This is a genomic window from Flavobacterium sp. LMO6, assembly GCF_009495795.1.
Taxonomy (GTDB): domain Bacteria; phylum Bacteroidota; class Bacteroidia; order Flavobacteriales; family Flavobacteriaceae; genus Flavobacterium.
This window is the reverse complement of the sequence record NZ_WIBH01000001.1, coordinates 513,999-528,086: the sequence shown is the minus strand read 5'-3', so window position 1 is coordinate 528,086 and position 14,088 is coordinate 513,999. Positions and strand designations below refer to the sequence as shown.

Sequence of the window (14,088 nt, the reverse complement as noted above, 5' to 3'; positions counted from 1 at the left end):
GAGACTGAAAACTATTTTTTTACTCTATCTTCATTATTCTTCACAAAAGCATCCCAACCCGAATAGCTTTTTTCGCCAATTACTTTTCCTGTGTTGAAAAAATGACAAACGGCTGCCGCCAAACCATCGGTTGAGTCGAGATTTTTTGGTAATTCTTTTAAACCTAATAATTGTTGTAACATTTTGGCGACCTGTTCTTTACTGGCGTTTCCGTTTCCGGTGATGGCCATTTTAATTTTTTTGGGTTCATATTCTGTAATCGGTATATCTCTCGAAAGTCCAGCGGCCATGGCAACGCCTTGCGCTCTTCCTAATTTCAGCATCGATTGTACATTTTTTCCAAAGAAAGGCGCTTCAATGGCAATTTCATCTGGATGATGGGTTTCGATTAACTCAATCGTTCGTTCAAAAATGACTTTTAATTTCTGATAATGGTTGTCGTATTTGGACAAAATGAGTTCGTTCAACTGTAGAAATTCCATTTTCTTGTTGACTACTTTGATTAATCCAAAACCCATAATTGTTGTTCCTGGGTCAATTCCTAATATGATGCGTTCGTTTGCCAATTATTTTGTTTCAAGTTTCAAGTTTCAAGTTCAAAGTTTTCGTTTCTTTGTACCAATGATTACAATTCCTCACAAAGCTAAGCAATTCCTTGTTTTTACCATCAAACTTTTGATTGTAATTGGTGCGTTTTATTTTATTTATAACCAAATAGCTAGTAATTCAAAATTAGAATGGAGTAAATTCCAGACTTTAGTTTTAGAAAAAACTTCCTTTTTGACCATCATTTTCATTTTAGTGTTTAGTGTTGCAAATCGCTATTTCGAAATTTTAAAATGGCAGAATTTAGTGAGTTTTATCAAACCAATTTCCGTTGGTGAAGCGAGTAAACAAGTTTTAGGTGCTTTAACAGCTGGGATTTTTACGCCTAACGGTTTAGGTGAATATGCCGGAAAAGCGATGTTTTTTAAAAAAGAACAAACTAAAAAAGTAGTTTTTTTAAACCTGATTTGTAACGGAATTCAAATGATTCTTACAATTATTTTCGGAATTATTGGGTTAATTTTGATTGGATATTGGAAATGGGCTTTAGCGATAATTGGTATTTCTGTTGTGTTATTGTTCGGTTCTATACTTTCGAAAAATGTCACCATAAAAGGCTATTCTATTCAAAAGTTATTTCGTAAAATAAACGAAATTCCTAAGAAGATTCATCGAAAAAATATTTTGCTTGGCGTTTGTCGTTACCTAGTTTTCTCGCATCAATATTATATTTTGTTTTTGGTTTTTGATGTAGATTTACCTTATCTGACTTTGATTAGTTCCATTGCTGCCGTTTACTTTTTAGCCTCTTCATTACCGAGCTTTCAATTTTTAGATTTTGCTGTAAAAGGAAGTGTTGCGATGTTTTTCTTTGGAAAATATGGTGTTAACGAATGGATTGTAATTTTCATAAGTACCTTAATGTGGTTTTTGAACGTAGTTTTACCTGTGGTGATTGGAAGTTATTACGTGATGCGATTTAAGTTGAATGACAGAAAAGCGTAATCTATTTTCTTAATGGAAAAACAAAGTTTTCTTTGTCTTCTCAATATTTATTCACACTTTTACTATGTTTCTATGTGTTTTAAAATTTAACACATAGCCACAATAGATTTTGATTGTGTTGATTTTAGTCCGAAGCTTCGGACGTTTCACTAAACATAAGCTCACATAGAAGTATTTATAAATATGTTGGAATTAATTCTTGGAACTGTTTTTCTTATTTACATCCTATTCATTGGGCAACTGATCTATGGATTTAACCGAATGAAACGTTTTTCTAAAACAGAATTTACTCCAAAAACACCCTTTACCATTGTAGTTCCGTTCCGAAACGAAAAAGAGAATCTTCCGAATTTATTACATACGATTTCCTTATTAAATTATCCAAAGGAATTAGTAGAAGTGATTTTGGTGGATGATGATTCTGAGGAAGTGTTCAGTGTTCAGCATTCAGTGTTCCGTTTAAAAGTAATTAAGAACGAAAGAAAATCAAATTCACCAAAAAAAGATGCGATTGAAACGGCAATTGAAATTGCTAAAAACGACTGGATTATTACTACCGATGCCGATTGTTTGGTTCAGCAAGATTGGTTAACGATTTACGATCAATATATTCAGGAAAATGAAGTTGAAATGGTAGCTTCTGGCGTTTGTTATGTTACTGAAAATGGATTTTTATCCGCTTTTCAGAATTTAGATTTCTTGAGTTTACAAGGCGCTACGATTGGAAGTTTTGGAATCAACCAACCTTTTATGTGCAATGGCGCTAATTTTGCTTATTCCAGACAATTTTTCAAGGAATTAAATGGTTTTCAAGGAAATGAAACGATTGCGAGCGGAGACGATGTTTTTTTATTGCAAAAAGCGGTTTCAGTTGCTCCAAAGAAAGTTGGGTTTTTATTCGCTAAAGAAAGTATTGTCGCTACAAAACCAGTTGCAAATTGGTTTGAATTGTTTCATCAAAGGGTTCGTTGGGCTTCGAAAAGTACGGGTTACTCTTCCGTTTATGGAAAGTTGTTAGCGCTTGTGGTTTTTGGTGGGAATTTGGCTTGGATAGTGAGTTTTCTACTTTGGTTGGTAGGTTTATTAGATCAAAACATTTTCATGCTTTTTGTCGCTTTGAAATTTCTAATTGATTTTATTTTACTCTATAAAACCGCTAATTTCTTCGAATCGAAATTACAATATGTGTTGGCGAGTAGTTTGTTGTATCCGTTTTTTAGTGTTTCGGTGGCGATGTATTCGTTATGTGGAAACTACAGTTGGAAAGGAAGAAGTTTTAGAAAATAATAAGCGCGCAAAGACGCAATGTCGCAAAGTTTTTGGAACACAGATTTAATAAATTTGAGAAATTAAAAAATCTCGACTCCACTCGATTTGACAAAATAATAAAAATAGGCACGAATTGTTTTTAACATATAAGTGATGTAAGTTTTTCGAAGTGAAAATTTTTTTTAATTAAGATTATAAAAATTATTGAAATTTCTTAAATCTGTGTTCCTAACTTGAACTTGATTTTGAACTTGCTTAATTCTCAACTTTAATTATTACTGGAAGTACAAATTGTGTTTTTACTTTAATTCCTCTTTTAATCGCAGGTTCTACTTTTGGAAAATCAGACAAACGAGCAGTTAAAATGCTATCAATTTTTGTTCTATCATACGTTACGCTATCTTTTGAAAACTGAGGTTCAAATTGCAAACTTGCATCGGGATTTATAGTCACCTTTACTTCAATAGTGTCCATTTCTGGATATAAGATTTGCAACGTATCAATTCCTATTCGTTCTTGTATAGTTTGCGTTAAATAATTAAAAAAGCATTGTTTTTTTATTTCGGCATCTTTAATGGTATCGCATTGCAAAACCGATGGAAATTCGTCTACTTCGTCCCAATTGATTTTTTTCAATTCTTGTTCCAATAATTCCTTTTCATCAGGAACTTGTTTTTCAAAGTACTGACAAGAAACTAAAGAAATAAATAGTATAAAAATGGCTATTTTTTTTATCATAAAATTATTGTAATGAATACGTCAAAGGAAATGTATGTTTTACCTTAACCACTTTTCCTTTATGTTTTGCTGGTTCAAATTTTGGTAATTTCAATATCGTTCTTCTCAATTCTTCTTTTATCGACTCAGCTTGTGGAGGTCCAATAATTTCTTGAACAACAACTATCCCATTTTCATCAATGATGAATTTTGCATGTAATTTAACAGTAATTCTATTCTCAATTGCATCCTCTGGAAATACAAAATTCTTCTTAACATGATTCATCAATTCAGTTTGAAAACATTCTTGAGATTTTTCAAAAACAATTCCTTTACAATTTGGAAATCCTGGCGCTTGTTCAACTATTGTCAAAGGCATAATTTCATCTTTGGAATCAACAACTCTATCTTTTTCTTGTGAAAATGATGTTGTAGAAAGAAAAATTAAAAGAAATAAACCAGAAAATAATTTCATTATTTGATTTTTAATGCATCATAAAAAACAAAGTTATAAATTTGTTAGACAATAACTAAAATCTTATGGAATACTTTTTACTGATTCTAGGTTTGCTTTTAATGATAGTGGGAATTATTGGTAGTTTATTACCTGCTTTACCAGGGCCGCCTATTAGTTGGGTTGGGATATTGCTACTTTATTTTTGTCCTGGAATGGAAACGAACTATTGGTTACTAGGCATAACTTTAGTAATTGCTGTAGTGATTGTAGTTTTAGATTATGTAATTCCTGCAAAAGGGACTAAGTATTTTGGCGGAAGTAAATACGGAATTTGGGGAACGAATATTGGTTTGGTTGTTGGTTTATTTTTTCCGCCTTTTGGTTTTTTAATTGGTCCTTTTTTAGGAGCTTTAGTTGGTGAACTTATTTACAACTCAAACGAAGGAAAGCGTGCTTTTAAAGCCGCTACAGGTTCGTTTTTAGGTTTCTTAGCTGGAACATTTATTAAATTTTTGGTGAGTTTACTTTACTTAGGATTGTTTTTTGTTGTAGTTTGGCAGAATAGAGGGGTTTGGTTTTGATGGATTGTAAAGAAAATTTAATCATGTTTCAATTAATTTGCGGACACTGAAAACATTTTCGCACCATTGTTGGGATGACAAATCAGATCAGATAGTTGGTCTATTTCTACTGAAAAAATACTTGATCTACTTTAATTCCTCTTCCATTGCTTTCTTATATTCTTCCATAGGGTCATTGAAGACAGACTCATAATTGATTTTTGTTTTTATTAAATTCAAAAAAACTTTAGAATCATTCATTTTAATTCCATTTTTTATAATACCATAATTCTCACCAAGACATAAAGTATCAACCTTTTTATTATTATGATGAATGAATATTTTAAATCTAACATCGATATTTGATGACTCTTTAGAAATCTCCAACTTATTATACTCATTCAAGAAAATATTTAGAAAAATACTATCTGATATTCTTTTATAATGCATTGCATCACCGTATTTACCATTATCTTGAGTAAAATTACAGTCCATTCTAACAGGAAAAGTAGTTCCTTTTTGTATAAAATAAACACTTAAACAATTATTTTTATAACCTTTTGAAGCTTTTTTTTCGTAATGATTATTTTTGAATTCTGGCTCTTCTTTATTAAAACAACTGAAATTAATGAAGCTAAAAATCAGTATCAATAAGTATTTTATGATTCTATTAATGATTTCCATTTTTAAATTATTCTTAATCAAATAAATTTCTTTTTTATGTCATTTTTCCAATCAAAAACGAAAATAAGAGTAATCTTATTGTTTTCCTATATTTTGAGCATAAAAAAAGCCCTCAAATTGAGAACTTAAACATTTTTTAAAAAAACCGAGACGTATAAAAATCAAAAAAGCCCTGCATAAATGCAAAGCTTTCCATTGGTCTAACTACTAAACCTTTTTGGTACTTTCGTACCTAAACAACACAACTATTTTAAATATTTTAAGAGGGCAAAAAAGCCTTTCTTTTACGAAAGGCTTCCTCTTTACTGGCGGTCTGGACGGGACTCGAACCCGCGACCCCATGCGTGACAGGCATGTATTCTAACCAACTGAACTACCAAACCAGTGCTTGATTACTTCACATTGCATTTATTTTCATAAGTGTTCAGTGAACTTGTTTGCGAGTGCAAATATACTACGCTTTTTCATTCCTGCAAATATTTTTGCAAAAAAAAATAAACTTTTTTCAGTGTTTTCAGCCAAACTTTTGTTTTTCAACCAAATACGTTGTCATAATTTTTTCAAATTTTTCATCCACAGAAACCGGAACATATCTAATTTGGTATTGCATGCAATTTGATTCTATCTTTTTAAAATAGTCTTTAACTACTTTTTGATAGGCTTCTTGTGTGTTTTCGGCAAATAAATTAATTTCTTCTCCCGTTTCTACATCAATAAATTTTCGTGGCGTATTATCAAAACTAAAATTTAATTCCGTTTTTTTATCATATACATGAAAAACTACCACCTTATGTTTGTTATGTTTTAAATGTTGAAGCGCCTTGAATATTTTATCGTTATCTTCTTCCGAGCCTTCGGAATGAAACATATCGGTAAACAAAATTACCATTGAACGACGGTGAATATTTTCGGCGATTTGATGTAAAAAAGTAACGGTGTCGGTTTTTTTGGTTTGCGAATTAATTTCTAAAATTTCTTCCAGTTTACTTAAAATCATACGATGATGACGATCGCTTCCTTTTTCTGGCGAATAATATTCGTAAGTATCCGAATACACACTCAATCCAACCGCATCGCGTTGCTTTTTAAGCAAATTCATTAAAACCGCAGAAGCTAAGATAGAAAACCCAATTTTATTCTCATAAAAAGGCTGTTTATCCTTTAATTTAGGATAATGCATCGAAGACGAATTATCGATAATCAAATGACAACGCAGATTGGTTTCTTCTTCGTAACGTTTGGTGTACAATCTATCGGTTTTAGCAAATAATTTCCAATCGATATGCTTAGTACTTTCACCTGGATTGTAAATTTTATGCTCAGCAAACTCTGCTGAAAATCCATGAAAAGGCGATTTATGCATACCCGAAATAAAACCTTCAACAATTTGATTAGCCAAAAGTTCTAAATGTTGAAAATTGGATATTTTTTCTATTTGCTGTTCTAAATTCATATCGTAAAGATAGAAAAAGATTTTTAAAATGGGATGCAGATGAAACGGATTCACTAAGGCCAAACGCAGATGAAAACTGATTTTTTATTATAGAAACTCTTCCTATCAAAAAAATTATAATAAAACCCCATGTAACTATGTGTTTTAAAAACAAAAAAGGCTCAACTTTCGTTGAACCTTTTTTAAATTATTTTCTAATGATATTATAGTAATGCATCAATTGCATCAGTATACGTTTTCTTAGGAGCAACTCCTACTTGTCTTCCTACTACTTCTCCGTTTTGGAAAATTAAAACCGTTGGAATGTTTCTTACACCATATTTTGCAGCAAATTCTTGGTTTGCGTCTACATCTACTTTTCCTACAACTGCTTTTCCTTCGTATTCTCCGTGAATTTCGTCGATAACTGGCCCAACCATTCTACATGGTCCACACCAAGCTGCCCAAAAATCTACTACTACTGGTTTGTCTGATTTTAATACTACTTCATCAAAAGTAGCATCTGTAATTGCTAATGCCATATTTTATTTTTTTAATTTACTTTTTATAAAGCAAAAATAGTTATTTATTTTTTATCCCTGCTATTTGTGAAATCGCTTTTACTTATTTCGTTATATATAAAAATGATTTACAATGTTTTTAACACAGCTAATAGTACATTTCCCTCTAATCGTTTTGAATAATTTGGATTGATATATAAAAATTCAATTTCTTTATTTTCATTAATCACATAAACCGTTGGAACTGGAAGAAAACCTGGGTTTTTACCTTCTGAATATTTATCTAATTTACTTTTTTCTTTTTTAAAAGCAATTCCTAATGCTTGTGCAAAAACACCTTCGCTATCTGAAAATAATTGATATTTTAATTCTTTTTTATCTTCTGTTTGTTTTAAAAATGAAGGCGCATCCGGACTAATTGCTATTACTTGATAACCTAAATCAATTATTTGATTTTCAATTTCTTGCATGTCGGCTAGTTGCGAATTACAATATGGGCACCAACCTCCACGATAAAATACTAAAACTGTTTTCTTACTAATTATTTTATTCGTTTTTATTTCATTTCCGTCTACATCACGAAGTGAAATGTTTGGTATTTTTTCTCCTATTAAAAGTGGAGAAATATTTTCTGGAATATCAGCAATTTGAGAAAACATACCAAATGAAATACTGAACAAAACTAATGTAACTATCTTTTTCATAATTTTTTTATTTAAAGATACAAATTTAAGATTTGCATGAAAAACAAAATGTTAGCTAGTTTACAATTAGTTCAATTTAAAATTCAATTGCATTTTATCTAATTCTTGTAAAAGCTCGTTTGAAATTTTAACCTTCAATTTTCGACTCGGCATAGAAAGTTTTGTTTTTACTATAATTTCTTCTTTTTCTACCGGAACATCAATTTCTACGCTTTCTAATTCTTCAGCATCCATATCGTCGGCAATATCATCAACATCTATTTCTACCTCTTGTTTAACAGAAATAGAAGGTGTTTCTATAACTCTGTTGATTTTTTCTAACTCCATTACTTCAATGGTAACGTTATTATCTCCTTTATTATCAACAAATATTTGATTTAAATGACTGACTAAATTTTCATTTATTTCGTTAATAGCAAATTGAAGTACTAATTTTTTTGCAAAAGTGGGTAATACTTCTATTAGCATTTTTACATCTAAAAATTGAATTCTAGGCTCCGATTTTTTACCTGTATCTCTATTGGTAAAACCATCTTTAACATTAATTTTTATGTATACAAATTGGTTTTGAAGTAAAAAGTGTCTGTATTTTAGATATTCTTCACCAAAAATTCTAAACTCATAACTTTCTTCATATCCTTCTAATACAAAGGAACCCCAACCATTTCCATTTTTAGCGGTTCTGTGTTGTACATTTGTTACTATTCCTCCAAAAGATAAGTTTTTGCCCACATGCTGTTCTAAGCTTTTTAAAGATTCTAGTTTTGCATTACAGAAATATTTCATTTCATATTTGTAATCATCTAAAGGATGACCTGATATATAAATCCCAACTACTTCTTTTTCTTTGGCTAATTTTTCCATCGTACTCCAATCGTCACATGGCGGCACTATAGGTTCTGCAATTTGAACTTCCGATGCATCGCCAAACAAACTTACTTGAGATGAATTTTCATTCTCCTGAAACTTTGAACCATAACGAATAGCTTTTTCTAAAAACGTAATTCCGTCGCCATCATGGTGAAAATATTGTGCACGATGGGTGTCTGTAAACCCATCAAAACCTCCAGCCAAAGCTAAGCTTTCAAAAGCTTTTTTGTTAGCTGCACGCAAATCAATTTTTTTAGCTACATCAAAAATAGATTTATAAGGAGCTTCTTTTCTGTTTTGAACAATAGTATCTACAGCATTTGCTCCAACGCCTTTAACAGCGCCCATTCCGAAACGAACAGCATAATTTTCATTTACTGTAAACTTATAATACGATTCATTAACATCTGGACCCAAAACTTGTAACCCCATTCGTTTACATTCTTCCATAAAGAACGAAACTTGTTTGATATCGTTCATATTATTAGAAAGAACTGCTGCCATATATTCTGCAGGATAATGCGCTTTTAAATAAGCCGTTTGATAGGCAATCCATGCATAACAAGTAGAATGCGATTTATTAAAAGCATAACTTGCAAATGCTTCCCAGTCTTTCCAAATTTTCTCTAAAACTACTGGGTCATGACCTTTTTCTGCTGCTTGGTTAATAAATTGAGGTTTCATTTTGTTCAAAACTTCAATCTGTTTTTTACCCATTGCCTTACGCAAAACATCGGCATCACCTTTTGAAAAACCTGCTAGTTTTTGAGACAAAAGCATTACTTGCTCTTGATATACCGTAATTCCGTACGTTTCTCCAAGATATTCTTCACAAGCCTCTAAGTCGTATTTAATTTCTTCTTCTCCGTTTTTTCTTCGAACGAAAGAAGGAATATATTCCAATGGTCCTGGACGATATAATGCATTCATGGCAATTAAATCGGCAAAAACAGTTGGTTTTAAATCCTTCATGTATTTTTGCATTCCGGGCGACTCGTATTGAAAAACGCCTACCGTTTCACCTCTTTGGAACAATTCATATGTTTTTTCGTCATCAATTGGAAAATTATCAGGATCTAAATCAATTCCTAAACGATATTTTACCAATTTAACGGTATCTTTAATTAAGGTCAGCGTTTTTAACCCTAAGAAGTCCATCTTTAACAAACCTGCGCTTTCCGCTACCGAGTTGTCAAATTGCGTTACATACAAATCGGAATCTTTCGCCGTAGTGACTGGAACGAAATTGGTAATATCGCTTGGTGTGATAATTACACCACAAGCATGAATTCCGGTGTTTCGCATAGAACCTTCTAACACTTTTGCTTGCTGAATAGTTTCTCCTGCTAAATCTTCTGAGTTGGCGATTTCGATTAACTCTTTTACTTTATCAAATTCTTCCGAACGCAATGCTTTTTTAACTTCACTTTCGTCTTCGGCTAAAAATCGGGCTAAATTCCATTTTGAAGGCATCATGCCTGGAATCAATTTCGCAATTCTATCGGCTTCAAAAAGTGGTAAATCCAATACACGAGCAGTATCTCGGATAGCAGACTTCGTGGCCATTTTACCATAAGTAATAATTTGCGCCACCTGATTGGAACCATATTTATTAATTACATAATCCATAACACGACCTCGACCTTCATCATCAAAGTCGATGTCGATATCGGGCATGGAAACCCTATCTGGATTAAGGAAACGCTCAAAAAGCAAATCGTACTTAATAGGATCGATATTTGTAATTCCTAAACAATACGCAACCGCAGAACCCGCAGCAGATCCACGACCTGGCCCAACGGAAACATCCATTTTTCGTGCTTCGGCAATGAAATCTTGTACAATTAAGAAATAACCTGGATAACCTGAATTGGAAATTGTAAGTAATTCAAAATCCAAACGCTCTTTGATGTCATCTGTTAACTCAGGATAACGTTTTTCTGCTCCTAAATAGGTTAAATGTCTTAAATAATTATTTTCACCTCTAACTCCACCATCTTCTGCATCTTCAGGAACTTCAAATTCATCAGGAATTTTAAATTTTGGAAGTAATACATCTCTATATAAAGAATAAGCTTCCACTTTATCGATTATTTCCTGAATATTAATAATGGCTTCGGGTAAATCAGCAAAAAGTTGCTTCATTTCGTCGCCAGACTTAAAGTAATACTCCTGATTAGGTAATCCGTATCGATAACCGCGACCGCGACCAATTGGAGTTGCTTGTTTTTCACCATCTTTTACACACAATAAAATATCGTGCGCATTGGCATCTTCTTTATTAACGTAATAGGTATTATTGGTCGCAACCAACTTCACGTTGTGCTTTTTTGCAAAAGCTATTAATGTTTGATTGACGCGATTTTCGTCTTCTTGCTTGTGACGCATTAATTCCAGATAGAAATCAGAACCAAATTGCTCCTTCCACCAAATTAAAGCTTCTTCTGCTTGCGATTCTCCTACATTTAATATTTTACTCGGAATTTCACCATATAAATTCCCAGACAACACCATGATATCTTCCTTATACTGCTCAACAATTTTTCTATCGATACGAGGAACGTAATAAAAACCATCGGTATAAGCAATTGAAGACATTTTGGCTAAATTATGATAGCCTTTTTTATTTTTTGCTAATAAAACTACTTGATAACCGTTATCTTTTTTGGTTTTATCTTTATGATCGTCACAGATATTGAATTCGCAACCTACAATAGGTTTGATTTCGGTTTCTGTTGGTTCTTCTCCAGCTTCAATTGCGGCTTCAATTTTTGCTTTTGCGGCTTTATTATGATTCATTACAGCACTTACAAAATGAAAAGCGCCCATCATGTTTCCAGTATCAGTCATAGCAACTGCAGGCATTTTAAATTTTGCCGAAGCTTTTACTAAATCATTAATCGCAATTGTCGATTGTAAAACCGAAAACTGAGTATGATTGTGCAGATGTGCATAGGCAGCATCTTTTAAATCTGATTTTACTTCCTCTGAAATTGTGGTTTGAACTTCCTCTTGTTCGATTTTTTTCAAACGAGCTCTAATTTCTTCAGAGGCTTTTTTTAGATTGATATGTTTTAATCCGATTAATTGGATTTCGCCCAAATTTTTTTCTCGGAAACTTCTAAAATAGTCAGGTGTTACATCTAATTCTTCTTTGGTAAAAATTTCTCTTTTAATTAACTCTAAAAAACAACGCGTAGTTGCCTCTACATCGGCAGTTGCATTGTGTGCTTCTGCAAAAGGTTGATTAAATAAATATTGATGTAATTCAGTTAATGTTGGCAATTTGAATCTTCCGCCTCTACCGCCTGGTAATTTTAATAAATTAGCCGTAACTTCTGTACAGGTATCTAAAACCGGCATTTTAGATAAATCAGATCCAAAGTTTAATCGATGGAACTCGCATCCCATAATATTAACATCGAATCCTACATTTTGACCTACAATAAATTTCGTTTTAGAAAGTGCAATATTGAATTTTTCTAAAACTTCTGATAATAAAATTCCTTGCTCTAAAGCTAATTCTGTTGAAATACCATGAATTCTTTCTGCATCATACGGAATATTGAAACCTTCTGGCTTTACCAAATAATCTTGGTGCTCGATAAGATTCCCCATTTCATCGTGTAATTGCCATGCAATTTGTATACAACGAGGCCAGTTGTCGGTATCAGTTATTGGTGCCGACCAACTGCGAGGTAATCCTGTGGTTTCTGTATCGAAAATTAAGTACATTATATCTAGAAATTAGCAACTAAGCAACAGGCAATAGTCATAAAAACAAAAATACATTTTATGTTTTTGAATGCCAATTTTAGTTATCAACAAAACAAAAAAACCACCTGAATTACTCCAGATGGTTTGTTTAAAAAACTTTAAAAAATATTATCCGATAGGAATTTTATAAAACACACCTTCAGAGAAAGTAATTACCTCACCTTGCTCATTTACAGCATTAAATTTATATTTTCCCGTAAACAATCCGTTTTCAATTTCTTCAATTTCGATTTCTCCGTTACTTTGTTGAATATTTAATACTCTAAAAGTTGCATTGTTATTTCCTCCAACAATTGTAACAACATCACCAGGTCTGTATCCAATACCTCTTGCTACTACAGTAATTGCTGTAACAGTTCCGTTTGTTGTTTGAGTAGCAACTCTTAACCCAGAACCAGAACCTCCTGTTGTTTGAGCTCCTGATGCATTTGGCTGATATGCAGACCCTCTAGTAATCATTGAAGAAACTTTAAAAGCTGGTCCAGAATACAATCCGGTATCATAAAAATCTGAAAAACCATCAACATCATTAGAATACGTTGCAAAATTATTTTGATTAGTAGTTCCTAAAACATAAACTCCAGGATCAGTACTTGATGTTTCTAAAGTAAGTGTTTCATATTGATTGTAAGCCGAAATGGTCATTTTACCATCGGTATCGATTGAAACTCTAGCATCATTTGCTCTCCAAAAAACATCATTTTGTTTTGCTTGAAAAGCAGGTGTATTTGTTTGAATATCTTGTTGACAAGAAGTAAATAAAACGGTAACAGCTATTAAAGAAATTATTTTTTTCATTTGTATTTTTCCTAATAAATTAATGTAGGTAACAAAAATAAGTTTTTTATTGAAACAAACGTATTTTACAAGAAAAAATATTTTACATTAACTTATACATTTGTATTGCAAAGTTTTATATATTTGCACCCTTAAATAACCGAGGTCGAGAACCTCAAATTAATCACAAGATTATGTCAGTAAAAATTAGATTACAAAGACACGGAAAAAAAGGGAAACCTTTTTATTGGGTTGTTGCAGCAGATGCAAGATCAAAAAGAGATGGTAAATTCTTAGAAAAAATCGGAACTTACAATCCAAACACTAACCCAGCTACTATCGATTTAAACATCGAAAAAGCAGCAGAATGGTTATTCAATGGTGCTCAGCCAACTGACACTGCAAGAGCAATTTTATCTTACACAGGTGCTTTATTAAAACACCATTTAGATGGAGGAGTTCGTAAAGGTGCTTTAACTCAAGAACAAGCTGATGCTAAATTAGCTGCTTGGTTAGACGAAAAAGCTGGTAAAGTTGATGCAAAAAAATCTGGTTTATCTAAATCAGAAGCTGATGCAAAAGCAAAAGCATTTAAAGCTGAACAAGAAGCAAACGCAAAACGTATTGCTGCACAAGCTGAAGCTTTAAAAGCTGCTGAAGTAACTGAAGAAGTTGCTGAAGAGGCTACAGAAGAAGTAGTTGAAGCTGCTACAGAAGAAGCTCCAGCTGTTGAAGAAAACAACGAAGAAACTCAAGCATAATTTTATAG

13 protein-coding genes and 1 tRNA gene are annotated in these 14,088 nt (G+C 32.3%); 4 read left to right on the top strand and 10 right to left on the bottom strand.

The features are described 5' to 3' along the window. Window positions 1-11 precede the first annotated feature (11 nt). Window positions 12-566, bottom strand: coding sequence for a crossover junction endodeoxyribonuclease RuvC (gene ruvC, locus GFJ99_RS02385; RefSeq protein ID WP_153207378.1), 555 nt, complete (start codon window positions 564-566; stop codon window positions 12-14). Between the two features lie 55 nt (window positions 567-621). Here ruvC and GFJ99_RS02380 point away from each other — a divergent pair, with 55 nt between their 5' ends. After that, window positions 622-1,551 carry a hypothetical protein gene (locus GFJ99_RS02380; RefSeq protein WP_153207377.1) on the top strand — a complete coding sequence of 310 codons (930 nt, stop codon included), beginning with the start codon at window positions 622-624 and terminating at the stop codon, window positions 1,549-1,551. 183 nt (window positions 1,552-1,734) lie between these two features. Next, entirely contained in the window at window positions 1,735-2,838 is a 1,104-nt protein-coding gene (locus GFJ99_RS02375) for a glycosyltransferase (protein ID WP_153207376.1), read from the top strand. 237 nt (window positions 2,839-3,075) lie between these two features. Here the strand turns inward: GFJ99_RS02375 and GFJ99_RS02370 are convergent, their stop codons facing one another. Beyond that, window positions 3,076-3,555: a hypothetical protein gene (locus GFJ99_RS02370; protein ID WP_370454285.1), complete on the bottom strand. Its 480-nt coding sequence runs from the start codon at window positions 3,553-3,555 to the stop codon at window positions 3,076-3,078. Between the two features lie 7 nt (window positions 3,556-3,562). Continuing rightward, window positions 3,563-4,012 carry an energy transducer TonB gene (locus GFJ99_RS02365; protein ID WP_153207374.1) on the bottom strand — a complete coding sequence of 150 codons (450 nt, stop codon included), beginning with the start codon at window positions 4,010-4,012 and terminating at the stop codon, window positions 3,563-3,565. 65 nt (window positions 4,013-4,077) lie between these two features. Between GFJ99_RS02365 and GFJ99_RS02360 the strand changes: the two genes are divergently transcribed. Beyond that, entirely contained in the window at window positions 4,078-4,575 is a 498-nt protein-coding gene (locus GFJ99_RS02360) for a DUF456 domain-containing protein (RefSeq protein ID WP_040470591.1), read from the top strand. A 126-nt stretch (window positions 4,576-4,701) separates the two neighbouring features. Here GFJ99_RS02360 and GFJ99_RS02355 read toward each other — a convergent pair whose 3' ends face one another. The 7 genes from GFJ99_RS02355 to GFJ99_RS02325 all read right to left on the bottom strand — a co-directional run bounded on the left by GFJ99_RS02355 (window position 4,702) and on the right by GFJ99_RS02325 (window position 13,340). Further along, complete coding sequence (locus GFJ99_RS02355; protein ID WP_153207373.1) at window positions 4,702-5,238, bottom strand: hypothetical protein; 537 nt, start codon at window positions 5,236-5,238, stop codon at window positions 4,702-4,704. A 306-nt stretch (window positions 5,239-5,544) separates the two neighbouring features. Next, window positions 5,545-5,621, bottom strand: a tRNA-Asp gene (locus GFJ99_RS02350). A 131-nt stretch (window positions 5,622-5,752) separates the two neighbouring features. Then, a complete protein-coding gene (locus tag GFJ99_RS02345) occupies window positions 5,753-6,691 on the bottom strand; it encodes a DUF58 domain-containing protein (RefSeq protein ID WP_153207372.1) in 939 nt (312 codons plus the stop codon). Between the two features lie 203 nt (window positions 6,692-6,894). Then, window positions 6,895-7,212 (bottom strand): thioredoxin, encoded by a 318-nt coding sequence (gene trxA, locus GFJ99_RS02340; RefSeq protein ID WP_008255944.1) that lies wholly within the window; start codon window positions 7,210-7,212, stop codon window positions 6,895-6,897. Window positions 7,213-7,319: 107 nt separating this feature from the next. Continuing rightward, window positions 7,320-7,895 carry a peroxiredoxin family protein gene (locus tag GFJ99_RS02335; protein WP_008255943.1) on the bottom strand — a complete coding sequence of 192 codons (576 nt, stop codon included), beginning with the start codon at window positions 7,893-7,895 and terminating at the stop codon, window positions 7,320-7,322. A 66-nt stretch (window positions 7,896-7,961) separates the two neighbouring features. Then, window positions 7,962-12,500 (bottom strand): DNA polymerase III subunit alpha, encoded by a 4,539-nt coding sequence (dnaE, locus tag GFJ99_RS02330; RefSeq protein WP_153207371.1) that lies wholly within the window; start codon window positions 12,498-12,500, stop codon window positions 7,962-7,964. A 150-nt stretch (window positions 12,501-12,650) separates the two neighbouring features. After that, a complete protein-coding gene (locus GFJ99_RS02325) occupies window positions 12,651-13,340 on the bottom strand; it encodes a DUF6252 family protein (RefSeq protein WP_008255940.1) in 690 nt (229 codons plus the stop codon). A 173-nt stretch (window positions 13,341-13,513) separates the two neighbouring features. Between GFJ99_RS02325 and GFJ99_RS02320 the strand changes: the two genes are divergently transcribed. Further along, a complete protein-coding gene (locus tag GFJ99_RS02320) occupies window positions 13,514-14,080 on the top strand; it encodes a 30S ribosomal protein S16 (RefSeq protein ID WP_153207370.1) in 567 nt (188 codons plus the stop codon). The last annotated feature ends 8 nt before the right edge of the window (window positions 14,081-14,088 follow it).

What these genes read in the sequence shown, in the direction of transcription:
- GFJ99_RS02380 (WP_153207377.1), top strand. Translation starts at nt 622, where the DNA reads ATGATTACAATTCCTCACAAAGCTAAGCAATTCCTTGTTTTTACCATC.
- GFJ99_RS02375 (WP_153207376.1), top strand. Translation starts at nt 1,735, where the DNA reads ATGTTGGAATTAATTCTTGGAACTGTTTTTCTTATTTACATCCTATTC.
- GFJ99_RS02365 (WP_153207374.1), bottom strand. Translation starts at nt 4,012, where the DNA reads ATGAAATTATTTTCTGGTTTATTTCTTTTAATTTTTCTTTCTACAACA.
- GFJ99_RS02360 (WP_040470591.1), top strand. Translation starts at nt 4,078, where the DNA reads ATGGAATACTTTTTACTGATTCTAGGTTTGCTTTTAATGATAGTGGGA.
- GFJ99_RS02355 (WP_153207373.1), bottom strand. Translation starts at nt 5,238, where the DNA reads ATGGAAATCATTAATAGAATCATAAAATACTTATTGATACTGATTTTT.
- GFJ99_RS02345 (WP_153207372.1), bottom strand. Translation starts at nt 6,691, where the DNA reads ATGAATTTAGAACAGCAAATAGAAAAAATATCCAATTTTCAACATTTA.
- trxA (WP_008255944.1), bottom strand. Translation starts at nt 7,212, where the DNA reads ATGGCATTAGCAATTACAGATGCTACTTTTGATGAAGTAGTATTAAAA.
- GFJ99_RS02335 (WP_008255943.1), bottom strand. Translation starts at nt 7,895, where the DNA reads ATGAAAAAGATAGTTACATTAGTTTTGTTCAGTATTTCATTTGGTATG.
- dnaE (WP_153207371.1), bottom strand. Translation starts at nt 12,500, where the DNA reads ATGTACTTAATTTTCGATACAGAAACCACAGGATTACCTCGCAGTTGG.
- GFJ99_RS02325 (WP_008255940.1), bottom strand. Translation starts at nt 13,340, where the DNA reads ATGAAAAAAATAATTTCTTTAATAGCTGTTACCGTTTTATTTACTTCT.
- GFJ99_RS02320 (WP_153207370.1), top strand. Translation starts at nt 13,514, where the DNA reads ATGTCAGTAAAAATTAGATTACAAAGACACGGAAAAAAAGGGAAACCT.